The 23,062-nt window shown below is 39.2% G+C and carries 18 protein-coding genes and 1 pseudogene; 13 read left to right on the top strand and 6 right to left on the bottom strand.

The genetic code is table 11. The features are described 5' to 3' along the window. Positions 1 to 98: 98 nt before the first annotated feature. Positions 99 to 584, bottom strand: coding sequence for a hypothetical protein (locus AA0X95_RS00370; protein ID WP_413304149.1), 486 nt, complete (start codon positions 582 to 584; stop codon positions 99 to 101). A 222-nt stretch (positions 585 to 806) separates the two neighbouring features. Between AA0X95_RS00370 and AA0X95_RS00365 the strand changes: the two genes are divergently transcribed. After that, positions 807 to 2,273 carry a PAS domain S-box protein gene (locus tag AA0X95_RS00365; RefSeq protein WP_413304146.1) on the top strand — a complete coding sequence of 489 codons (1,467 nt, stop codon included), beginning with the start codon at positions 807 to 809 and terminating at the stop codon, positions 2,271 to 2,273. Between the two features lie 84 nt (positions 2,274 to 2,357). On the opposite strand, the gene AA0X95_RS00360 is transcribed toward AA0X95_RS00365, so the two are convergent. Beyond that, entirely contained in the window at positions 2,358 to 2,894 is a 537-nt protein-coding gene (locus tag AA0X95_RS00360) for a ribonuclease H-like YkuK family protein (RefSeq protein WP_413304143.1), read from the bottom strand. Between the two features lie 193 nt (positions 2,895 to 3,087). Between AA0X95_RS00360 and AA0X95_RS00355 the strand changes: the two genes are divergently transcribed. Both AA0X95_RS00355 and AA0X95_RS00350 read left to right on the top strand, forming a co-directional pair. After that, on the top strand, positions 3,088 to 3,501 hold the full coding sequence (locus AA0X95_RS00355; RefSeq protein ID WP_413304140.1) for an acyl-CoA thioesterase: 414 nt from the start codon (positions 3,088 to 3,090) through the stop codon (positions 3,499 to 3,501). A 45-nt stretch (positions 3,502 to 3,546) separates the two neighbouring features. Continuing rightward, positions 3,547 to 3,705: a hypothetical protein gene (locus AA0X95_RS00350; RefSeq protein ID WP_413304138.1), complete on the top strand. Its 159-nt coding sequence runs from the start codon at positions 3,547 to 3,549 to the stop codon at positions 3,703 to 3,705. Positions 3,706 to 3,842: 137 nt separating this feature from the next. Here the strand turns inward: AA0X95_RS00350 and AA0X95_RS00345 are convergent, their stop codons facing one another. After that, positions 3,843 to 3,953: a methionine/alanine import family NSS transporter small subunit gene (locus tag AA0X95_RS00345; RefSeq protein WP_413304136.1), complete on the bottom strand. Its 111-nt coding sequence runs from the start codon at positions 3,951 to 3,953 to the stop codon at positions 3,843 to 3,845. Between the two features lies 1 nt (position 3,954). Next, positions 3,955 to 5,460: a sodium-dependent transporter gene (locus AA0X95_RS00340; RefSeq protein ID WP_413304133.1), complete on the bottom strand. Its 1,506-nt coding sequence runs from the start codon at positions 5,458 to 5,460 to the stop codon at positions 3,955 to 3,957. A gap of 307 nt (positions 5,461 to 5,767) precedes the next feature. Between AA0X95_RS00340 and AA0X95_RS00335 the strand changes: the two genes are divergently transcribed. Further along, positions 5,768 to 6,361: a biotin transporter BioY gene (locus tag AA0X95_RS00335; protein ID WP_413304131.1), complete on the top strand. Its 594-nt coding sequence runs from the start codon at positions 5,768 to 5,770 to the stop codon at positions 6,359 to 6,361. A gap of 713 nt (positions 6,362 to 7,074) precedes the next feature. Here the strand turns inward: AA0X95_RS00335 and AA0X95_RS00330 are convergent. Further along, entirely contained in the window at positions 7,075 to 8,322 is a 1,248-nt protein-coding gene (locus AA0X95_RS00330; RefSeq protein ID WP_413304128.1) for a GGDEF domain-containing protein, read from the bottom strand. Positions 8,323 to 8,618: 296 nt separating this feature from the next. On the opposite strand from AA0X95_RS00330, the gene AA0X95_RS00325 reads away from it, so the two are divergent. Then, positions 8,619 to 10,046, top strand: coding sequence for an alanine/glycine:cation symporter family protein (locus tag AA0X95_RS00325; protein ID WP_413304125.1), 1,428 nt, complete (start codon positions 8,619 to 8,621; stop codon positions 10,044 to 10,046). Positions 10,047 to 10,217: 171 nt separating this feature from the next. Here the strand turns inward: AA0X95_RS00325 and AA0X95_RS00320 are convergent, their stop codons facing one another. Beyond that, positions 10,218 to 11,420, bottom strand: a complete 1,203-nt coding sequence (locus tag AA0X95_RS00320; RefSeq protein ID WP_413304122.1) for an MFS transporter — start codon at positions 11,418 to 11,420, stop codon at positions 10,218 to 10,220. A gap of 318 nt (positions 11,421 to 11,738) precedes the next feature. Between AA0X95_RS00320 and AA0X95_RS00315 the strand changes: the two genes are divergently transcribed. From AA0X95_RS00315 to galT, 8 genes and pseudogenes are all read left to right on the top strand, one after another. Then, on the top strand, positions 11,739 to 12,971 hold the full coding sequence (locus tag AA0X95_RS00315; RefSeq protein ID WP_413304120.1) for a Zn-dependent hydrolase: 1,233 nt from the start codon (positions 11,739 to 11,741) through the stop codon (positions 12,969 to 12,971). Between the two features lie 168 nt (positions 12,972 to 13,139). Continuing rightward, positions 13,140 to 14,759, top strand: a complete 1,620-nt coding sequence (locus AA0X95_RS00310) for an ATP-binding protein (protein WP_413304118.1) — start codon at positions 13,140 to 13,142, stop codon at positions 14,757 to 14,759. A gap of 478 nt (positions 14,760 to 15,237) precedes the next feature. Then, positions 15,238 to 15,768: a GNAT family protein gene (locus tag AA0X95_RS00305; RefSeq protein ID WP_308081335.1), complete on the top strand. Its 531-nt coding sequence runs from the start codon at positions 15,238 to 15,240 to the stop codon at positions 15,766 to 15,768. A gap of 811 nt (positions 15,769 to 16,579) precedes the next feature. After that, positions 16,580 to 16,756 (top strand): hypothetical protein, encoded by a 177-nt coding sequence (locus tag AA0X95_RS00300; protein ID WP_413304114.1) that lies wholly within the window; start codon positions 16,580 to 16,582, stop codon positions 16,754 to 16,756. 96 nt (positions 16,757 to 16,852) lie between these two features. Further along, positions 16,853 to 17,029: pseudogene (locus tag AA0X95_RS00295) on the top strand (ATP-binding protein); the annotation flags it as partial. Positions 17,030 to 17,116: 87 nt separating this feature from the next. Next, the gene (locus AA0X95_RS00290) at positions 17,117 to 20,155 is read left to right on the top strand and encodes a glycoside hydrolase family 2 TIM barrel-domain containing protein (protein WP_413304111.1); all 3,039 of its coding nucleotides are present in this window, start codon (positions 17,117 to 17,119) and stop codon (positions 20,153 to 20,155) included. A 164-nt stretch (positions 20,156 to 20,319) separates the two neighbouring features. Further along, a complete protein-coding gene (locus tag AA0X95_RS00285) occupies positions 20,320 to 21,501 on the top strand; it encodes a galactokinase (RefSeq protein WP_413304108.1) in 1,182 nt (393 codons plus the stop codon). Positions 21,502 to 21,570: 69 nt separating this feature from the next. Then, positions 21,571 to 23,055, top strand: a complete 1,485-nt coding sequence (gene galT / locus AA0X95_RS00280; RefSeq protein ID WP_413304105.1) for a UDP-glucose--hexose-1-phosphate uridylyltransferase — start codon at positions 21,571 to 21,573, stop codon at positions 23,053 to 23,055. The last annotated feature ends 7 nt before the right edge of the window (positions 23,056 to 23,062 follow it).

Below are 23,062 nucleotides of genomic sequence, written 5' to 3'. Positions count from 1 at the left end.
ACTGGAGAGGAAATCAACAGACAATTTTAATCGAGGTTACTATTAAAAAAGGACCAGTTCTCACATTTAACAAGGAGAACTGGCCTTTTTTCTTATGATTATCTTTCAATTTTCACATCATGTTCTTTTGCTAGTTTATCAAGCTTATTCTGATAATCACGAATATGCTTTCTCGCATCTGCCAGCATGTCGTTCGCTTGTTGAATGAGTGCGGGGTCCTGTTCTTCTAAAGCCTGTTTAATAGTAGTAAAGGCTTTAAATTGTATGTCTGCACCTTCAATATAGATCTCGTGAATATCCTGTAATTCCTCTGTTTCGATGTTGACAGAATCTAGTTCCTTAATAAACTCGTTGTAATTAGGTATAATGTCCTTAGTTAATGCATCATACATCGTTTGATCATCGGTATAATTTGCTCCAGAAACACCTTCATACGCAGAAACAGCCGCACTTTCCAATTTCCCTGCTTCTTTCATCTCTTTATTCACATAATTAAGTAGATCATCATGTACAGGATCCCCGCCGCACCCTGATAATAAAAAAATAAGTGGTAATAAAATCAATGCCAAAAGTCCTTTTTTCACTTAAGCCACCCCCTAATTCAAAATTTATGAGTGAATGGAAGTCCAATATGATAGGGAGAAAAAATTAATTATTGTAGTTTAGAAGAAAAGTCCGTGTGGAATGGACAAAATGCATAAAATGTCTTTCTGTGGTGCCTGACACCCACAAAAAAATACTTCTTTTCTTTGTCGCAAAGTTCTGTAAAATGGAAGGTAGAGATTAATGTGTTTGGAGAGATATTTGTGGCCAAGAGTTTCCCTATTTTTGGAAAAGAGAATGAGTCTGTTGTCTATAATCCTGATGAATTAATCGATCTTTTTCTTAATTGTACGGCTGATGGAATCTGTATTGTTGATATGGAGAATCGGTTTATTCGAGTGAATGGCATGTATACGAAGATTTTCGGTTATACAGAGGAAGAAATCCTTGGGCGAAGATTTGAGGAATTCCCTAATCCTGACGTCGTAAGTGGAATAATAAGCGCGGTTAAACAAGGGGAATTTTTTCATGACATTGTGACGCAACGTTATCATAAAGATGGACGAATTCTTGATATAGCTGTGTCTTATTCTCCTTTTCGAAACGTAGCGGGGGAAATTATTGCTGTAATAGCTATTTACCGGGATATAACGGAGCATATAAATACAGAAAGAGAATTAAAAAGAACGCGTGAATTGTATCGATTAATCACCGAGAATACTACAGATATGATTAAGCTTTATTCCAAAGATAAAGAGATCATCTATGCAAGTCCTTCTCATGAAAAAGGGGTTGGTTTTAAACCAGAACAACTAATTGGTCAAGATGTATATGATCTCATCCTTCCGGAGGAAAAAGAAAACTTTAAACGAGTATACCAAAGGTTAATTGAAACAGGTGAACCTCAACTACTTCAAGTGAAATTAAAGACGGGGGATAATAAAGTAATAGATTCCGAGACTACAATTACACCCATTTTTAATGAGGAAAATGAGGTAGAATGCTATGTTACAGTTGGACGAGATGTGACGGATAGGGTAAAAAATGATGATGCTTTACGGAATTTAGACCGACTTTCAATTATTGGTCAATTAGCAGCAGGGGTTGCGCACGAAATTCGTAATCCGTTAACTTCCTTAAAAGGATTTTCCAAGCTTTTAAAAAGCACGCCAGATAAAGAAAAGCAGGATAATTATTTGTCCATTATTATGAATGAACTAGACAGAATTGATATGATTGTCAATGAATTTATGTCCCTAGCAAAACCCCAGGCAATTCAATTTGAAAAGAAGGGCTTACATTCCATTTTAGATAGTACCGTGAATATTTTGCACCCGCAAGCATTATTGCATAATGTTCAAATCATCAACCATGTTAATAATCAAGCAGATGATATTGAATTATTATGCAGCCCTAATCAACTGAAACAAGTCTTTGTTAATTTTCTTAAAAACGCCATCGAATCCATGCCAAGTGGAGGAAATGTCCATGTTTATGTAGAAAAATTAGCAGGGAAAAGAGTTCAAATTAGTTTTTCCGATGAAGGTATTGGGATTGACACGCATGTAATGGGCTATTTAGGAACGCCATTCTATACAACCAAGGACAAGGGAATTGGGCTTGGCCTAACCGTCAGCAACAAAATCATCCAAGAACATAACGGAACGATGAAAATTGAAAGTGAACCGGGCAAAGGGACGACAGTAAAAGTTCAGCTCACCTATATATAATTAGAAGTAAAAGGCCTGAGCAAATAAATAAGGGTGTCAGGCACCGCTCATGGGCAAAGTGTCCTTGCGTGGTGCCAGGCACCCTTATTTTGTGTAACGGTTGGCATAGCTTGAGGCGACGAAGGCGTCTGGTTTGATTTTAGGCTCGACGCCCATAGATTCCATTCTAGTGACCATTTCCCTGACAAATTCACTCGTTTTATTCCGTTTTCCGGCCCCGATATCAATATGGCCTTCCATAGTAAAAGTAGCCCCCTGGTACAAATGAGGAAGGACGATAGAAATCAGTTCATTTTTTCTTTCCTCTGTGAACAACGAGACGATTTCTTCTGTTAAAGACAATTCCAGTGATATACGTTCATGAAGGTGCGTCATTTTTCGGGGAACAACCACCTTTCTAATACAAGCCCATACACCTTTACCCTCATTCTGAATCACGATTCCGGTTATAAAGACCGTATTCGATTTGTGGACCTGTGAGTCTGTCCCTACCATCAGGCGGTAGTTTCCGTTTGGATCAAACTGCATAAATGTAATAATCCGTTCAAATACCTGTTCAAATGTCATTCCAGTCTCTTGAAGGTTCTGAAATGAAGGGGGATGAACTGAATAGTTTTTCATAAAAAAGCACCACATCTTTCCTTTCCGTATGAAAAGTTTAGACTCAACTCTTATTGTTATCTTATGGGAAGAGGTGTGTTGTCGTGCCATCTTTCATGAGGTTGTGTGGAAAGGGCGGGCAGGTATCCATCTATTCAGCAGCGAATTATTGATAGATGGTTGTTTATCATTTGAGGAGGGGAGGGATGGAAGTTTGGCCTATTCAGAGCTGTTCATCGTAGCAGAAGCCAACCGGGGTCACGTAAGTAATGTAAAGCTATTTGAGTATTTAGATGATGGTCGCAAGTGGTGGTACCGATATTGTATCTCTCTCGGAGTGGAAGCGGTAGTTGTACATATTGAGGTCGATTATAAAAAAGAAGTATTCAATCGTAATCGATTAGGGGTCCAAACGTCGCTGGAGCGGGTAGGAAATACAAGTTTTACATTGAAGCAAACGATGACGAATGACCAGCAAGAGCGAATGGTAGCTGCGGAAGTAGTTCTTACAACGATTAATCGTCAATCAAGGCAGAAGGTACCTGTTCCTGACGAGGTTCGTAATCTGTTAAATAGCGATTCTAATTTGACAGAGGAATATTCTGCTGGGAGGAATGAGAAGGGATAGCGGCCGTCCACAGTTCGTCCGAAAATTTTTCATAAAAACAATTAAATGCCTATCAATCTTTATGCCAGTCCAACATTAGATAAAGAAACAAGATTTCTAGATAAGGATGATGGAAAATGGCAAAAAGAAATAGGGGAAAAACGATTAGCTATCTGCCTTCAAATGGTCGTGGGACATGCCCATTGTGCAGTAGAACGGGAGTAAAGCTACTTTACACACAGAAGACAGAAACAAACCAAACCATCAAAGTCTGTAAGTTTTGCCGTCCAAAAAAATATTGAGCGAACGGCATGAAAAAAGGATTGAGCGGTGGAACTGCTCAATCCTTTTTTGTATTTATATTAGGCCTTTGCCTTTTTTGATACTCTGACTACATTGAGGATGCTGGCTGCAAGACCGCCCCATAGTATGACCATCCCAACAATCATCATAGTTATTGCGCTTCCTGACATATTAAGCAACCTCCCTATTTTCTTCAGTTTTAGCAGAAGCTTTCCACCCCTTAAGGGAAAGAAGGACTGCAACGAGAATTGTGAAAGCAACTAATAATACTCCTGCATACATAATAAGCTCTGTAGGGTAATTTTCGTAATTTTGCTTAAGGTTTTGGCGGATGTTATCAAACATCATATAACCCAAAACAAGTGGTGTAACTACACCGAGGCATACCTTCCACCATGTACCTACACGAAGGTCAGAAATTTCATTGGTATGTTTTTGTAATCCGGTTAAACCTTTGAAGAACCAAGCAACTAAGATTACTTCAATAAGACCTGCAAACACAATTCCAAAGTTATTGATGAAATAATCCACCACATCTAGTAAATACAATCCGCCGTTTGTTGCAAAAAGAAGTGAAATGACAGTTGCTGCAAGTCCACCAATTAAAACTGCTTTTGTACGTGATACATTGAATTTATCCTGAACCCCCGCTACAAATGTTTCTACAATGGAAATAAGTGAAGTCATTCCAGCAAAAACCAAAGATAGGAAGAACAATACGCCGAATAATCCATTTAAGCCAGGGAACTCGTTGATGATGCTTGGGAATACAACGAAGGCTAGTCCAATTCCACTGCTAACCACTTCATCAATTGGTACTCCCTGTTGCTTTGCCATAAATCCAAGTGCTGCAAACACTCCGATACCAGCAAGTAATTCAAATCCAGAGTTGGCAAAAGCTGTGATAAAGGCATTGTTATTAATGTCTGATTTTTTCGGTAGATAACTAGAGTACGTAATCATGATGGCAAATCCAATAGATAAGGAGAAGAAGATTTGTCCATAAGCGGCAATCCAAACTTTTCCGTTTAAAATCATATCCCAATTCGGTTTGAAAAAGGCATTTAATCCACTCGCTGCACCATCAAGAGTTAAAGCACGAACAACAATTACTAAGAACATCACGATAAGAGTCGGAAGGAAAATTTTATTAAGTTTTTCAATTCCTTTAGAAACTCCACGAAATAGGACAAAAAGAGTAACTGCCCATACACAAAGTAATGGAGTGACGATGCCGGAAACAAGACCGCCAATTTCACCTGGCTTATCAGATAACTGTAGAACTTTTCCAAATAGGAATTTGCTAGGATCTGAACCCCACTGAGTACCAAATGAGTAAATCGTGTATTTGATAGCCCATGCGATGATAACAGAGTAGTACGTACAGATAACAAAGGAAATTAACACCTGCCACCAGCCAAGCCATTCTGCTTTTTTGTTCATGCGGAACAATGATAGTGGTGCTGACCCTCTATATTTTTGACCGATTGTAAATTCTAAAATTAAAATAGGAATTCCGGCTGTTAAAATGGCGAATAGATAAGGTAGGAAGAAGGCGCCTCCTCCATTTTCATAGGCAACGGCTGGGAATCTCCAGATATTCCCTAGACCTACTGCCGAACCAACTGCTGCCATGATAAATCCGTATCTTGACCCCCACTGCTGACGTTTTTCCATACTATGTTTCCCCCTATGTGAACATACTTTTATAAAATTCAGATAATTATTTCGTTATCTTAATATACCTTTAAAAAGATAGTTTGTCAAAATATTTTTTGAAAATTTCATTTAATTAAAAAATAAAAGCTCGTTGAACGAGTTTTGGAGAAATCCAAAAAATGTAATAGTTAAATAAGAGTTTTCCTTTAGTAGTATAGAAGTGAAAAATTTATTGTTAACCTATTTTATAATTTGGTTGACAAAAGGTTATCTTACCATTTATTTTAAATTTAAGACATTTATATTGTAGGGTGGGAGAAAGTAAATGAAAAATTTAAAAGCTCTTGATTTAACACTATCAGCCATGTTTGTGGCATTGATGGCCATTGGTGCAAATATCAGTACCATTGCTCCGTTTTTACATGTTGGTGGAGTACCGATTACACTTCAAACTTTTTTTGCTATTTTAGCAGGTGCTATTTTAGGAAGCCGATTAGGATCTATTGCAATGACTGTTTATATGTTAGTAGGTTTGGTAGGTGTTCCAGTTTTCGCTGACTTTTCCGCAGGATTAGCCATCATTATTAAACCTACCTTTGGCTTTATTCTTTCTTATATTTTCACTGCATTTATTATCGGAAAAATAGTAGAGAAGAAGAAAGGGTTGGCTACTTATATTATTGCTGCTTTAATCGGAATGGCTGTCAACTATGTATTCGGAACCAACTGGATGTACTTTGCTTATAAATTATGGGCTGCTGCACCAGAGGGTTTCACTTACAAAATGGCTTGGTTCTGGATGCTTGCTCCGCTGCCAAAGGACATTGTTCTATCTGTTCTAGCAGCCATCATGGCACATCGCCTCGAAACGACTGTTCTATCAAAAGGACAATTCAAACATCTAAAGCGCGTATCATAAATCGGATTTTGGTGTCAGGCACCACTCGTGGGCAGATGTCCATGTATGGTGCCTGACACCTTTTTTGATGGAATTGGAAATAAAAAAAATGCTCTTTGTGTAAACTTTGTAGTTATCTAACATTTTTGTTTCTGTTTTGCAAGGTAGGTCAACTTCGGACAGAGTTGGTAGAAAAGGGAGAAAGATAGTCAGAAGTTAGAGGAACTTCTGACAGAGCTGCCATAAAAAGAAGAAAGATAGTCAGAAGTCAGGTCAACTTCGGACAGAGTTGCCATAAAGAGAAGAGAGATAGTCAGAAGTCAGGTCAACTTCGGACAGAGTTGGTATAAAAAGAAGAGAGATGGTCAGAAGTCAGGTCAACTTCTGACAGAGTTGGTATAAAAAGAAGAAAGATAGTCAGAAGTCAGGTCAACTTCGGACAGAGTTGCCATAAAAAGAAGAGAGATAGTCAGAAGTCAGGTCAACTTCTGACAGAGTTGCCATAAAAAGAAGAGAGATAGTCAGAAGTCAGGTCAACTTCTGACAGAGTTGCCATAAAAAGAAGAGAGATAGTCAGAAGTCAGGTCAACTTCTGACAGAGTTGGCAGAAAAAGAAGAAAGATAGACAGAAGTCAGAGCAACTTCGGTCAACAAATTGGGTTGGATGGGAAATTTAACACCAAAATAAAAAGAAACGGCAGAAACCGCTTCTTTTTTTAATGGTATGAAATTAGTTACACGACTACTGCTTTTGCTAGACCGTTAACCATGGAAGCTCTGTTCTTTCCTAGATCCTTGGAACGGAACAACAGCTGGTCAGCCATAATATAGGCTTTTTCTATAGAAATTTGGTCGTTTACCTTGTAGTAATAAAGGCCAAACGAAGCAGTATAGGAAATGGAGACGTGTTCACCCTGATACTCCACATTTACCGCGTTATTTTCAACGCCCTTCAGAATCTCATTCACCAGATTCCGTGTTTGATCATAATCTCTATTTCTGAGACAAAGAGTAAATTCCTCTCCACCACTTCGGAACAAATAATCATTTTCATCAAGATAGCTTTTTAGCGTAGAAGCAAAGTGCTGAATAACTTTATCGCCCACTGCGTGATTGTAGTTGTCATTGATTCGTTTAAATTTATCGATGTCGCATACAACAATACCAATTTGTTCTTCCGTTTGATTAAGCTCAGCCATTTTTTTATCCATAAATGTACGGTTATACACGCCAGTCAGAAAGTCTGTATAGGCCATTTGCTCGAACTTGTCCCTTTCCAGCTTGTGTTGAACACTTTGAGCTTTTGAGAAAAAGGAACGGCTTACTACGTAGTTTAAAATAAATAAACTAATTAAGATTTGCCATCTTCCTTCTTTTAAAAACATGAATAATAATCCGTTGGTGATTGCTACTTTCCCGAAGTCAAGCAAACTTCTGCTTTTAAAAATAAAGTCGACACCTTCTTTTAAAGTTTTAAGGTCACCCATTATGTAAAAAGCAGTCACTAAAAAGGTACCAGAAAGAAGAGAGGCGATACATGTCAGCAAAAACATCAATATCCAAAAACCATAGGGAATTTTATCAAAGCTAGAATTTAGTTGTAGGTACAAGAAGTAGGCTACTGAGTTAGTAATGACAAAGGCGCCAATATTATATAAAGTGTCTGTAAACTCGCTAGGGTCAGCGGTCCTTGTCCACTTTCTATAAGCATACACGGTAAAGCGGTAAATCGTTTCAAATATGAATAAGCCAAGGGGACCGGTAAACAAAACAAATGATAAACAGTAGCTAATACCATATTCAAAATTTGTGTTGCCGTTTTTTGAAAAAACTCTAAGGTGATAATACAGACTGGAGAATACCCAAAACACAATTAAGGCCTTAATAAAATTTGGTTGGCCTACTAATATATGTTTTGAGCTAATAGCTATGGCCAGAGCAGTAAGAAAGATGGATATGTCATACAGCCTAGCTTTTAGCATAATCGTTTCGTTTCCTTCCTGAAAAATCGCAATTACGTTCACCCTTAAATTAGTTTTTCTTTTTAAAAATTGGTAGGACCATTTTAGCCCTACTTCTATTTTACATAAATTTCTTAGATATAACGACCTATTTTTTTACAATATTACGATTATCCTAAACTTTTAAAAAAGTTACCGGGAACCGAAGCTCATACTTTGTAACTACTATTTTGGAAAATTCAAACATTGTCAGATTAATTTGATTTTGATAAATTATATCAGTATATAGAAAATAAGGGGTAGAAGGTGATAAGCAAATGAAAATAATTGAAAATTTTGTAAATGAGTCTAATACGTTACTCTGGTCTTATATTCTAATTGTCTTATTGATTGGATCAGGTCTTTATTTCTCTTTTCGAACAAAGTTTGTCCAATTCCGCATGGTTGGAGAGATGTTTCGCCTGATGGGTGAAGGAGCAAAGGGAGATAAAAAAGGGATCTCATCTTTCCAAGCTTTTTGTATCAGTACTGCATCAAGGGTAGGAACCGGAAACCTTGCCGGGGTTGCCATTGCTATCACTACTGGGGGGCCAGGTGCTGTTTTCTGGATGTGGCTCATCGCTTTAATAGGATCAGCCTCTGCTTTTATTGAAGCAACACTTGCCCAAATTTATAAAGTAAAAGACGGTGATTCCTTCCGTGGGGGTCCCGCTTATTATATGGAAAAAGCTTTAAAAGCACGCTGGATGGGGATTACCTTTGCAGTTCTGATCTCTATCACTTTTGGTCTAGCGTTTAACTCTGTACAGGCTAACACTATTACAAGCTCCCTGAATAATTCATTTGGTATCAATAAAATGGTGATTGCCATCGTGTTATCAGTTGTTACAGCTGTAATTATTTTTGGCGGACTAAAACGCATAGCGAAAGTGGCGGAGTGGATGGTTCCTATTATGGCAGGAGCTTATATTCTAATAGCTTTGTATATTATGGCAACGAATGTAACCGAAATTCCAGGTGTGTTTAAGTTAATTTTTGAAAGTGCCTTTGGAATGAAAGAGGTAGCTGGTGGAGCGATTGGGGCAGCGATGATGAACGGAATCAAACGTGGACTGTTCTCCAATGAAGCGGGTATGGGTAGTGCCCCGAATGCCGCAGCAACTGCTAACGTTAGCCACCCTGTTAAACAAGGGTTAATTCAGGCGCTGGGAGTATTTGTTGATACCCTTGTTATTTGTAGCTCAACGGCATTTATTATTTTATTATCAGGTCTATATAATTCGAAAGAGGGCAATGGGATTATTTTAACTCAAAATGCATTAGAAGGTTCATTAGGTTCATGGGCGGGTATTTTCCTTGCATTTATCGTCTTCTTATTTGCATTTAGTTCTGTCGTGGGGAACTACTATTACGGTGAATCGAATATTGAATTTATCAAAAATAACAAGCTAGTTCTTAATATTTACCGTATTGCCGTAGTTGGCATGGTGGCGTTTGGTTCCTTAGCAGAGCTGAATTTTGTTTGGAGTCTTGCTGACTTATTCATGGGGCTCATGGCTATTATGAACTTAGTAGCGATCATTCTACTAGGAAAAATCGCTTTTGCGGCCCTTACAGATTATAAGAGTCAAAAGGCGAACGGTCAAAATCCTGTCTTCTACACTTCAAACATCGAAGGCTTACCAAACCTAGAAGCATGGGAAAGCGCACCAACCACAGCAAAACCAAAGAAAAAGATCGGTTAAAAAAGGAAAAGGGGTGACAGGCACCGCACGTGGACTTTTGTCTGCGTGTGGTGGACACGCCCTTTTTTATTGACTCCGTTATCCTTCATTATTTAAAGCTTTTTGGGTGCCAGGCACCAATTGTGGACAGAGTAAAAAGGCATCATCCAGGCTGGATGATGCTTTTTACTGTCAGTTCTTTTGTTCGACCAGTTGAACCCTCTTGTGTCTAGCATAGAAAATGGTGGTAGTAATAATGGATATTGCACCAAATAGGACACACATGAGCTGCAGGCCGATTAAGTCTAAGAGAAAGCCGCTGATTAGCAGAACAATCTGAAACGAAATTCGGTCCAGCATATTACGGAAGGAAAAGAAGCGTCCGTGGTAATCTTTTGGTACTTTTGTTTGAAAAATGGTAGCGGCTGTTGGAAAAAAGCAGCCTACGGAAAAGCCAAATAAGGCAAAGGCCAACACACTTAACAAAGGAACATTCGCTAAATAAAGAAGCAGTTGTGAGACGCCAATCATAAACGAACAAATGAACAAAATGATATAAGGTGACACTCTGTCAGTGATCAGCTTAATAATAAAGGCACCAAGCATGAAGGAAATCCCTTCAGCAGTGTAGATCCAACCTTTAATGGCTGAGCTATGCTGAAGCTCACTGATATTAATGACTAACAGGTTAAAACCGCCGAGAAATAACACCGGTACAAGTGTCATAATGAGCGTCATATAGACAATTGGAAGAATTTTAATGATCGGGAATATATCTTTAAAACTATTATTCTCAGTTGAGCTATTCTTCATCTTACCTGAGTTATCAAGTTTCCTTTCATCAAAGTTCAAGAAAAAAGTAAGAATCAATAGTCCTAGATATCCTATAAGTGATCCTACATAAAGCATGGATAAAGGCAGGATTACCAGTAGAACCCCGGCTAGGGCAGTGCCGATTATCCGTGACAGGGTAGATACGTTCATATGAACGCCATTTAATTGGAGCAAATCCTTTTCAGCGACAATAAGCGGGAGAGCCGCCTGAAGGGCTGGGAAATAAAAAGCAGCAGAAACCTGTAGCAAAACTAAGAACAAGGCCATCCACCAAATGGAGCCGGTCTGGATAGCGATTAGCATAAAAATGACGCTAATGGTACGTACGAATCCAGCGATGAGCATAACCGTTTTCTTACTAGTTTGGTCAGTAAGTCGCCCAGCGTATGGTCCGACTGCAACCCCGGCCAGCAGCCCTCCTGCTAAAAGTAATGATTTTAAGAAATCCGAAGGCAGCTTCGCCTGCATAAACTCTAAGTTTCCAATAATGCCAAGCCACAAACCCAAACCCGCAATAAACTCCCCAGACAATAAAATCCAAACATTTCTGTTTCTCCACATACGATGTGCCTCACGTTTCTTATCTATATATTTCCTTCAAAGATACAATAATTTCTAATTGAGTGAAAGAAAAATGTGAAATCATACAAACTATAAAACAATTGCTTGGAAAGATTTGATGTTTTGTCTAATGACTGTGGCTGGTAGTATTGTATAATAAACTTATTGACTGAATTTTTACATAATTAAATAGGTAACATAATCATCCATTTCCATCGGCTTCAACTAAACCATCCTACGCTTTTAACCTCCGTGAGATTCAATAAAACAGTATTGGAAACAGACGTAATCTCATTATATAAAAAGGGAGTGTTCAGTATGCAAAAACAAAAGCTATTGATTAATGGGGAAAGACTGATGAAGGAACTGGAACGATTTGCGGATTTTGGTCGGACAGAAAACAACGGGGTTACGAGATTGTCATTATCAGAGGAAGACCGCCGTGTCAGAGATTACTTCCGCACCTGCTGCGAAGAGTTAGGTATGTCGGTCAAGGTAGATGATATGGGATGTATGTACGCCACACTTGAAGGGACCGAAAACAAACCTCCTATTTTAATAGGCTCTCATTTAGATACCGTTAAAAAAGGCGGCCGCTTTGACGGAGTTTTAGGTGTAGTGACCGGTCTAGAAGTAGTAAGAACACTAGTAGAAAATAATATTAAGCCGAAAATACCTATTACTATTGTTAATTTTACAAATGAAGAGGGGGCTAGATTCGAACCCTCTATGATGGCTTCAGGTGTCCTCTCAGGGAAATTTGATAAATCGATCATGCTGCAAAAGAAAGATGCAGAAGGTACCACATTTGGAGAGGCCCTAAAGGCTGTCGGATATGAGGGTGAGGTAGACAATCGCCTCAAAGAAGCGACTGCCTTTTTAGAATTGCATATTGAACAAGGGCCTATTTTAGAAAAAGAGGCACTTACCATCGGTGTTGTCGAGTGTGTGGTAGGGATGTGCTGTTATGAAATAGAAGTAACAGGAGAATCTGACCATGCAGGTACTACACCAATGAATATGCGAAAGGATGCCCTTTTCGCAACGAACAACCTTATTAATGAAATCCGTCAACGTTTAGGCAACCTGGATGAAGAGTTAGTATTTACAATCGGTCGAGTGAACGTATATCCAAGCATTCACACCGTTATTCCGAATAAGGTGATTTTTACTCTTGAAGCAAGGCATAAAGATATGGAAATAGTCAATGCCGTCAAAGATTTCATTCATGGGCTTCCTCAATTCGCAGAAAATGAGGGCTGTGAGATCAAGACTACTAAACTATGGGAGCGGGATACGGTTTGGTTTGAGCCGGAAATCTGCGAGCTTTTAGAACAATCCGCTCAGTCTCTTGGATACACCAACAAACGAATGGTTAGTGGCGCAGGGCATGATGCTCAATTTATTGCCAGCTATGTTCCGACCGCCATGCTATTTGTACCAAGTATTAATGGAAAGAGCCATTGTGAAGTAGAACTGACTTCTTGGGAAGACTGTGAAAAAGGGGTCAATGTTATCTTAGATACCGTGCTTTCTTTATTATCCAAATAGGACAATAAATCTCAAAGACTTTTTCGCCTCGGCGGAAGAGTCTTTTCTTTTTTTTGGATATGGATTAAAATACCAATTAATTAAATTTATTCATTATAGAAATAGTATAAATTCTAGTTTAAGATAAGAGGGAATAGTTAGAATTTATCATGAAATAGGTGGATTCAGTTGATTCTTTTAGACTATATTATGAATCTCGCAATTTTTTCACTATTGGTTACTACACCACTGGTGATCCGCTCGTTCATCAAACATAAACCCTTTAAGAGGATTAAACTTTGGTGTGGATTGTATGGGGGAATCGTTTCGATCATTCTTGTCATGTTATCCATTCACCAAGAGGGTTATTCGTACGATATTCGGTACGCCCCTGTCATCCTGGTTTTCTCCTATCTTGGACCAATCGCAGGAATAATTACAGGTATTTTCTCATTACTCATGAGGCTATACTCTAGTGGTCAATGGATGCCGGCAATCATTGGCTGGTCGATCATTATGATTAGTTTTTCCGTTATTCATATGTATATTTCGAAACTCTCCGCAGTTAAAAGGAGTGCCATTCTCTCTGGAGTATACCTAGTCATATATGTTCTTACCGTCCCAATTTTATTCAATGTACTTAGAGACAAGCCTTTGTTTCATCTTCAATATCTCGTTTTTGTGATGTTAGGGGTAACTATTGGCGGCTTGCTTATCGAATCCTATGTGAAGCTGCATAGATTGAACAATCGATTGTCTGACATGTATAAAATGTTAGGAGAAAGCGAATCGAAATATAGAATCATTGCAGAAAATACCTCAGACTTGATTATGGTGATGAGTAAGGATCATTCGATCAGTTACTTCTCCCCTTCACATGAAGTGGTTTTAGGGTTTCGAGCTAGCGAATTAGAAAAGTTTGAATTATGTACGTTTATTCATCCAGAAGATGTCTGTGATTTTAAAAATACAGTCAAGACCATGTTTGAGAAGAAAGAATCTCAAGCGTTAGAATTCCGTTTGAAACACAAAGAAGGTTATTATATAGAATTTGAATCCCGATGTATGCCTGTCAAAGGTGAAGGACAATCGGTTGAGCATATTGTAATTATCAGCCGGGATATTTCTGAACGGAAAAAAGCAGAGGAAATTCTTCTTCAATCGGAGAAGCTTTCCATTGTTGGAGAGCTTGCTGCGGGAGTTGCTCATGAAATCCGAAACCCTTTGACAACCATTAAGGGCTTTCTGCAGCTCTACCGTGGTGAGAATACCGACATTGACCGCTTGCTGCTTACTGAATTAGAGAGAATTGAGGGGATAACCAGTGAATTGTTATCACTGGGAAAACCGCAGGCCATTCAATTAAATCGAATAGATTTATGTAAATTACTAGAAGATACACTTGAATTATTGGCCCCAGAAGCGCTGATGAATAATATTCAGTTGAATTTGCAGATGGAGGATACGGATTTCTTTATAACTTGCGAAAGGAATCAAGTAAAGCAGGTGTTCCTCAATATCTTAAAAAATGCGATGGAGGCCATGAAGGATGGCGGAGAAATTAGCATTGACCTTCGAAAGAGTGCAGAGGGAGAGTGCATGATTGCTGTTCAAGACCAAGGCTGCGGTATTCCTGAAGAGCTTCTTCCTCGTCTAGGCGAGCCGTTCTATAGCTTAAAAGAAAAGGGAACAGGCCTGGGAATCATGATCTGTCATAAAATCCTTAAACAGCACCATGGCAGCATTTCATATAAGAGTAAAATGAATGAAGGAACACTGGTAGAGATTACACTGCCGCTGGCTAGTTAAGAGTCACATCGCCTTCAATTTAATAGAGGTAGAATAAAGACTTTTCCTCTGATAGTAAAGGGTTCCGTTTTGAGGTGCTTTTCTTAAAATATGTGCCAAAATGACAGTCGTATTGGTATATAAAAAAGTAAATCGCGATAGTAATTTAACGGTTCCGTTGAGGGAGAGAAAACATTAAATAGCAATCGATTTAGCAGACCATTTCGCATAGCGTTTTGGTCTTTATTATTTATTGTTAAACCAATGTTTGTTCCGATTTTACTATAAAAATAACTGTGGTATTAGCAACCTAATTATCAAGAGGACAATAGTTATTGTCCTCTTTAAAATTGACAAGTTAATTAAGTAACTAATGCAAGTTCTCATCTCCCACCTTTAAGAAAAACAGGATGATTTTTAATGTTATTTGGAATTTTATGCTAAGATATTATTAATGTTTTTTTAAAAAAGAGAAAGTTCAAAAAAAGGAGTGGGAGAATTGTTTCCAACACTAGAAACAGAAAGACTTATATTGAGAGAAATTGTAAACAAGGATGTTCAAGGCATTTTTAATTGTTTTTCTAATACTGATGTTATTCGTTATTACGGACAAGACGCTTTAACAAGCATAGAACAAGCAGAACAGTTTGTTGAGTTTTTCTCTAAAAGTTACAAAGAAAAACGAGGAATTAGATGGGGAATTGAATTAAAAGAAAAAGAAGGAATTATCGGGACAATTGGGTTTAATGTTTGGTCTCCTAAACACAAAAGGGCTGAGATAGGTTATGAACTTCATCCCCTTTATTGGAGAAAAGGGTACGCAACTGAAGCTACATCAAAAGTAATATCATATGGCTTTAATGAACTTGGATTAACACGCATTGGAGCTGTTGTTTTCCTTGGAAACAAGACATCTAATGAATTATTAAAAAAGCTAGGCTTTGAAAAAGAAGGTGTTTTGAAAAGCTATATGTATCAAAATGGTGTTCCTTATGATACCAATGTTTACTCATTGTTAAAATCAAATTAATAAAAATTTATAATAAAACGCTCAGAATAGGCTCTGAGCGTTTTTTACAATTATTGTGTTAATTTAGATGCTATATATGTTGTTATTCAGTGTATTATTTAAGAATTTCTCTCCCAAAACAGAACCCGTTAATAGTAATTGGCGAGTTTCTTTATTAGGAATACAAAACCTCACTTAGTTGTGATACGGTTCACCGTAATGCATCATAATGGGGTTCTCTTGGATTTTTGAGATATCCTCACTCCCTTTTAAATAAGATGTCTTGTTCTTAATCGAGTAATCAACAAAAGTAAAATAAGCGGAGATTTTTCGGTTAGATCCAGAATGGAGCTCGTTTCAGGGTATATAAGGGGAGTTTTTCCGATTATGCAAAGCAAAAACTCCCATTTTCGAATTTTTCGAGTCAATAGGCGGAATCTCTTCGTCTATTTAAGCTTTTTTTAATAATAATTACTAATTAAGCGAAATTTTTCCGTCTATTTATCAGATCGGGTGCTATGTCAAAGTTAATGAAATTTCGTAGAAATCTTGATAAATAAAGAAAAAGAAGTAAACTAATTCATACCTCAATTCTTGTGTCTTTTAATTAAGAAACCCACCCGAAAACGGAACTCTTTACTCTGATAGGAAGGGTCTTTTTGCCTTATTTAGAGCCTTAGCTTAATTTACTACACCTGTTAATTTGAGCGGAAATCAACAGACATTTTTAAAGAGACTATCCTAAAAATTTATTTCAAAAAAGATAGACTTTCACCAAGTTTTCACGTTCTCTAATAGACTTCAAGTATCAAGTTTAAAGGAGGAAAGAGAAATGAATAAGAATATGAAAAAAGGAGTGTTTTGGGGTGTGATGATTGCTGCTGTGATAGTAGCATTTAACGTCCTTCACTATCTTCTAGGAGGAGGACGCAACTTTGCTGCTGGACCACATGGACATGGACCGGGTGGCATGGGAATGGGATCACGAGGTGGATTCGACTCTCCTTAATTCGTGAATGGCCCTCATCACGGAGGAGGATTTCCATGGCTATTGCTTTTAATAGGACTAGCTGTGGTATTCTTCCTTGTCAGAAAAGAGGATTATCATCGTATTTTTGAACGTTTTTACCGTTCAGATAAATCTCGCTCAAGGCAGATGGGGGGACATGGATTAGGACTTTCAATTGCGAAATGGATTGTGGACATGCATAAAGGGACTATTCAAATATCTAGTGAAATGGGCAAAGGAAGCACCTTCACCGTTCGAATCCCCAATAAGTAAAATAATTACTAAAAAAATAAAACCGCTTTCACTGGGAATGTTGTATGATTAAGTAAAATTTTATTAAAAGAGAGGATATCACTAACGATGACTATCAATCCAGAGATAAATTGGCTCTCAGATCTTCAAGTGTTTGCTGTCAACAGACTTCCCGCTCATTCAGACCACTATTATTACGAGACTCTGGAGGAGGCAAGAAGTGTTGCTCCAATGAAACTCCGTCATAGTTTAAATGGTAATTGGAAATTCACCTATAGCATAAACCCTGAATCCCGCCCGAAATCCTTCTACCAGCCTGACTTTCATACCGCAAGCTGGGGAGATATTACAGTACCTGGACACATTCAGCTTCAAGGTTATGGGAAACCACAATATGTGAACACGATGTATCCATGGGATGGTCACCACGACATCCGTCCTCCTGAAATCCCTATGGACGATAATCCGGTAGGAAGCTATGTGAAAATGTTTACTGTGCCCGCTCACATGGAAAATAGACCATTGTATATATCCTTTCAAGGGGTTGAATCAGCCTTTTATGTGTGGCTAAATGGAAAATTCGTGGGGTATAGTGAGGATACCTTCACACCTGCCGAGTTTGAACTTACTCCATTTTTAATAGAAGGAGAGAATAAATTAGCGGTTGAGGTTTACCAGCGCAGCACAGGGAGCTGGCTGGAGGATCAGGATTTCTGGCGTATGTCCGGCATTTTTCGCGATGTATATCTTTATTCGGTACCGGAAATTCATGTGTACGATGCTACTATAAGAGCAGAATTAGAGGCTAATTTTAAAAAAGGTACTCTACTAGCTGACCTCAAACTGCAATCCTTTGGTACTAAAAGCACTTCAAAAATAACTGCCGAATTACATGATAAAAATGGTAACTTAGTAGCTATAAATCAGGTGGTGGAAAGGGATGGAAAGTGGATCCTGTCACTTGAACTCGATCATCCAAAACTCTGGAGTGCAGAGAATCCTTATTTATACAAGCTTTATATCCAAGTGTTTAACGTAGAAGGTAGGTTAGTAGAGGTAGTTCCACAGAAAGTGGGATTTAGAAGATTCGAGCTGGTGGATAAAATCATGCGCATAAATGGGAAACGGATTGTGTTCAAGGGTGTCAACCGCCATGAATTTAACTGCCGGACAGGCCGTGCAATTACAAAGGAAGACATGCTATGGGATATTCAAACCTTAAAGCGTAATAATATGAATGCCGTCCGTACCTCGCATTACCCGAATCAAAGCTATTGGTATGAGCTTTGTGATGAATACGGGATCTATGTGATTGATGAGATGAATTTGGAAACGCATGGGTCGTGGCAAAAAATGATGACGGTTGACCCTTCATGGAACATTCCAGGGAATAGGATGGAATGGGAAAACATTGTCATGGACCGGGCGGTGTCCATGTATGAACGCGACAAGAACCATCCGTCGATTTTGATTTGGTCCTGTGGGAATGAATCCTATGCTGGAGAGGTCATTCTAAATGTTTCAAAATATTTTAAGAGAGTCGACCCGAGCAGACTCGTGCATTATGAAGGAGTTTTCCATAACAGGGAGTATAATGACACAAGCGATATGGAAAGCCGTATGTACGCAAAGCCTGCAGAAATTGAAAAGTATTTGAGTGAAAATCCAGAGAAACCATACATTAGCTGTGAATATATGCATGCTATGGGAAATTCGCTTGGCGGAATGTACAAATATACGGATTTAGAGCAGAAATATCCCATGTATCAGGGTGGTTTTATTTGGGATTACATCGATCAAGCCATAGTAAAAAAGAACAGGTATGGAGAAGAATTTTTAGCATACGGTGGTGATTTTGGCGACCGTCCGACGGATTACGGTTTCTGTACGAATGGAATTGTGTATGCTAATCGAGAACTGTCACCAAAGATGCAGGAAGTTAAATTTTTGTATCAAGACTTTAAGCTTCTTCCCGGTGAGAACGGTGTTACCATTAAAAACGAAAGTCTGTTCTCAGACACTTCCAATTTTGATTTGGAATGTATTCTGTACCTGGAGGGCAAGGAGCTGCATCGGGAGCAGCATTATGTGGTCGTAGCTCCTCAAAGCGCGGGACGAGTTGAATTTAAGTGGCCTTCTGGAATGGTGGAAGAGACCGGTGAGTATTGTATTCATACCTCTTTTAAGCTGAAGGAAAGTAATTGTTGGGCAGATGCCGGTTATGAGATGGCATTTGGACAATATGTGTTTAAGGTAGAAGGCGCTGAGGAATCAAAAGGTATGAGAGGTAATCTTCGAGTTGTGAACGGGGATGTCAATATGGGTATCCACGGACAGGATTTCAAGGTCATTTTTTCAAAAGCGGTAGGAAGCTTGGTTTCGCTCAATTACGCCGGGAAAGAAATAATTGCCCTGCCACCTGCACCACTGTTTTGGAGAGCCACAACGGATAATGACAGAGGCTTTGCTCAAGGCTTCCACTCAGGGCTTTGGTACGCAGCGAGCCTAGCACGAAAATGTGTGGCAGTTGACCTTGTAGAAGAGAAAGACCAAGTATCGGTTACTTTTACCTATAAACTATCTATTCATAACGATGTAAAAGTAATTAGTAGGTATACGGTTTTGGTAGATGGTAGTGTGATAGTAAAGTCTGCCTATTATGGAGCAGAAAATCTCCCGCAACTGCCGATATTTGCCGTATCCTTTAAGGTTCCAGCGGATTACGACCAACTCGAATGGTACGCCATGGGACCGGAAGAGAACTACTCTGACCGTGCGATGGGGGCAAGGCTTGGTGTCTTTAAAAATACGGCATCGAGCAATGTATCTGGCTACGTTGTCCCGCAAGAATCCGGTAACCGTACAGGAGTACGACGCGTTGATATAATGAATGACTGTGGTCAGGGAATCAGAATATCATCTATATCCGACCCGGTTGAATGCAATGTTTCACCATATACGGCATTTGAGCTGGAGAATGCAAATCATCATTATGAGCTGCCGAAGGTACACTATACGGTGGTAACTGTAGCTGGCCAGCAGATGGGTGTTGGCGGTGATGACAGCTGGGGTGCACCTGTACAAGAGGAACATTTAATTCCAGCAAATCAGGAGTTAGAATTCGAATTTAAAATTCAGAGATTATAAGAGTGGAAAGGGCGAATGGATGTGCATTCGTCATTTTTACTTATTTTTAGTAAAAATTTTAGTAAAAATATTTGAAGGTTTTTACTAAAGAGAGTAAAATTATCATATAGATGAAAAGGGTTACAAAGGCGGAATTTGCAGACATAGTTGGAGGGACTTTTAAAATGAACGTCACAACACTAAATAAAACATTCTTAGACTTATTTCATGTCTTACCTAGACAGGCGTTTTTTGCCCCAGGCAGGATCAATTTAATTGGCGAACATACGGATTATAATGGCGGCCATGTTTTTCCATGTGCCATTACATACGGGACCTATGCGGTCGTAAGAAAGCGTGAAGACCAATTGGTACGCCTGTACTCGGTTAATTTTCCTGAAAAAGGAATTATCGAATTTAATTTAAGAGAACTAGATTACGATAAACAACATAATTGGGCGAACTATCCAAAAGGGATGATTCGCTACATCATGGAAGCAGGATACGAAATTCCATCCGGATTTGATTGTGCGATTAACGGTAATATTCCTAATGGAGCTGGACTATCATCCTCCGCATCCATTGAATTATTAACAGGCGTATTAGTGAATGGACTGTTCGGATTAGAAATCCCACGTCTCGAATTAATTAAGCTTGGCAAGCAGGTGGAGAACGAATTTATTGGTGTAAACAGCGGAATCATGGATCAATTTGCAATCGGAATGGGCAAGGTGGATGCCGGTATTTTGCTAGATTGTCAGACACTTCAATATGAGTACGCGCCTATTCAGCTCGAAAATCAGAAAATTATTATCATGAATACAAACAAGCGAAGGGAGTTAGCAGACTCTAAATACAACGAGCGAAGAGGAGAATGTGAAGAGGCGTTGGTGCAGCTTCAGGAAAGACTCCCAATTGAGGCGCTCGGACAGCTTTCAGAAGCGGAGTTTGATGAGAATCAATTCTTCATTACTAATGAGATCGTCCGCAAACGGGCGAAACATGCTGTCTATGAGAATCGTAGAACTTTGAGGGCACTGGAGGAATTAAAGGCCGGTAATCTGGAAGCATTCGGGCAGTTGATGAACCAATCGCATGTGTCATTACGGGATGATTATGAAGTGACAGGTATGGAGCTTGATAGTTTAGTAGAAGCTGCATGGAAGCAACCGGGAGTGCTTGGCGCACGAATGACAGGTGCAGGATTTGGGGGCTGTGCCATAGCGATTGTAGCTAATGAAGAGGTTGACAACTTTATTGCAAATGTTGGTGCAGTCTATGCGGACAGAGTTGGCTATCAGGCAGATTTCTATGTAGCCAGTATCGGTGATGGAGCCAAGGAAATTGAAATGGAGGAGTCGATTTAAATGGCTATTTATGCATCCGGTGAACATTTTCAGCACCCTAGTGGCTATCAAAAATAGAGGAGAAAACACATGATTGATCAACTAGTGCAGCAATTAATAGATCAGGCGTTGGCCGTTCAATTGATCGAGAAAGAAGACGAAATCTATGCCCGTAACCAAATTCTTTCTTTATTTTGGTTAACGGAGTTTAAAGAAGAGGATTTCTCCGAGAAAAGCAGTCTGGATATCCCAGATTTACTTGATGAAATGGTGGACTTTGCATGTGAGCATGGAATCATTGAAGATTTGTTTGATGCGAGGGAAATGTTCTCTAGTAAAATCATGAATTGTTTGGTTGCCCGTCCATCAACAGTGAATCAGCTCTTTTTCGAAAACTATAAACAGGACCCAAAGAATGCGACAGAGTATTTTTATGAATTAAGTAAGAATAGTAACTACATCCAAATGAAGCGAATTCGAAACAACGTTGAGTATAAGGCCGCAACGGAATACGGTGAAATAGATATTACGATCAATTTATCCAAGCCGGAAAAGGACCCGCGCAGCATCGAGCTTGAGAGAACGATGAAGAAACCGGACTATCCGAAATGCTTGCTTTGTGTGGAAAACGAAGGCTATGCAGGTAGAATTGGCCATCCGGCACGCTCGAATCACCGCATGATTCGTTTAAAACTTCTCGATAAGACTTGGTATTTACAGTATTCACCGTATGTATACTACAACGAGCATTGTATTGTGCTGTCTGAAACTCATACAGATATGAAAATCAGCCGGGAGACCTTTTTACGTTTATTAACCTTTGTAGAGCAATTTCCGCATTATTTTGTCGGTTCCAATGCAGATATCCCGATTGTCGGTGGTTCCATTTTGTCGCATGATCACTATCAGGGCGGTCATTATGAGTTTGCAATGGCAAAGGCAGAAGATGATTGGTCATTTGAGATGGCGGGGTTTCCAAAGGTGGCGGGCTCCATTGTGAAATGGCCGATGTCCGTCATCCGTCTGCGGTCTACACGAATCGGTGAGCTTGTAGAGGCAGGGGCGTATGTTTTAGGCAAATGGAAAAGTTACAGTGATAAAAAGGTCGGTATTTTGGCATGGACCGGTGAGACTCGGCACAATACCATTACACCGATTGCTCGTAAAAAAGGCGATACCTATGAACTCGATTTGGTCCTTCGAAACAATCGGACGAACGATGAGCATCCAATGGGGATCTTCCATCCACATGCAGATGTTCATCATATTAAAAAAGAAAATATTGGCCTGATTGAAGTCATGGGGCTTGCGGTTTTACCAGCCCGTTTAAAGGATGAGCTTGTAGAAGTTGAACAATTTATTCTCGGTAATGGCGGCGAGGTTGCGGACTATCATCAAAGCTGGGCGGAAGAATTAAGGGAGCGTTATGAAGGAGTAGCGAGTGAAGACAATGTGGAAGCTCTGGTTAAAGAAGAAGTAGGGAAGAAGTTTTTAAAAGCATTAGAAGATGCAGGCGTCTTTAAGCGAGATGAAGAGGGAACGGAAGGATTCAAGCGATTTATCCAATCTTTATAGAGTGGTG

Source organism: Neobacillus phoenicis, from assembly GCF_047302305.1.
Classification (GTDB): domain Bacteria; phylum Bacillota; class Bacilli; order Bacillales; family Cytobacillaceae; genus Neobacillus.
The sequence above is the reverse complement of the archived record's forward strand: the minus strand, read 5'-3'. Positions and strand labels throughout refer to the sequence as shown.

Bases quoted from the DNA above. Each gene is read 5' to 3' on its own strand.
- AA0X95_RS00360 (WP_413304143.1), bottom strand. From the start codon at position 2,894: ATGAAAAACTATTCAGTTCATCCCCCTTCATTTCAGAACCTTCAAGAG.
- AA0X95_RS00350 (WP_413304138.1), top strand. From the start codon at position 3,547: ATGCCTATCAATCTTTATGCCAGTCCAACATTAGATAAAGAAACAAGA.
- AA0X95_RS00345 (WP_413304136.1), bottom strand. From the start codon at position 3,953: ATGTCAGGAAGCGCAATAACTATGATGATTGTTGGGATGGTCATACTA.
- AA0X95_RS00340 (WP_413304133.1), bottom strand. From the start codon at position 5,460: ATGGAAAAACGTCAGCAGTGGGGGTCAAGATACGGATTTATCATGGCA.
- AA0X95_RS00335 (WP_413304131.1), top strand. From the start codon at position 5,768: ATGAAAAATTTAAAAGCTCTTGATTTAACACTATCAGCCATGTTTGTG.
- AA0X95_RS00330 (WP_413304128.1), bottom strand. From the start codon at position 8,322: ATGCTAAAAGCTAGGCTGTATGACATATCCATCTTTCTTACTGCTCTG.
- AA0X95_RS00325 (WP_413304125.1), top strand. From the start codon at position 8,619: ATGAAAATAATTGAAAATTTTGTAAATGAGTCTAATACGTTACTCTGG.
- AA0X95_RS00320 (WP_413304122.1), bottom strand. From the start codon at position 11,420: ATGTGGAGAAACAGAAATGTTTGGATTTTATTGTCTGGGGAGTTTATT.
- AA0X95_RS00315 (WP_413304120.1), top strand. From the start codon at position 11,739: ATGCAAAAACAAAAGCTATTGATTAATGGGGAAAGACTGATGAAGGAA.
- AA0X95_RS00300 (WP_413304114.1), top strand. From the start codon at position 16,580: ATGAATAAGAATATGAAAAAAGGAGTGTTTTGGGGTGTGATGATTGCT.
- AA0X95_RS00290 (WP_413304111.1), top strand. From the start codon at position 17,117: ATGACTATCAATCCAGAGATAAATTGGCTCTCAGATCTTCAAGTGTTT.
- AA0X95_RS00285 (WP_413304108.1), top strand. From the start codon at position 20,320: ATGAACGTCACAACACTAAATAAAACATTCTTAGACTTATTTCATGTC.
- galT (WP_413304105.1), top strand. From the start codon at position 21,571: ATGATTGATCAACTAGTGCAGCAATTAATAGATCAGGCGTTGGCCGTT.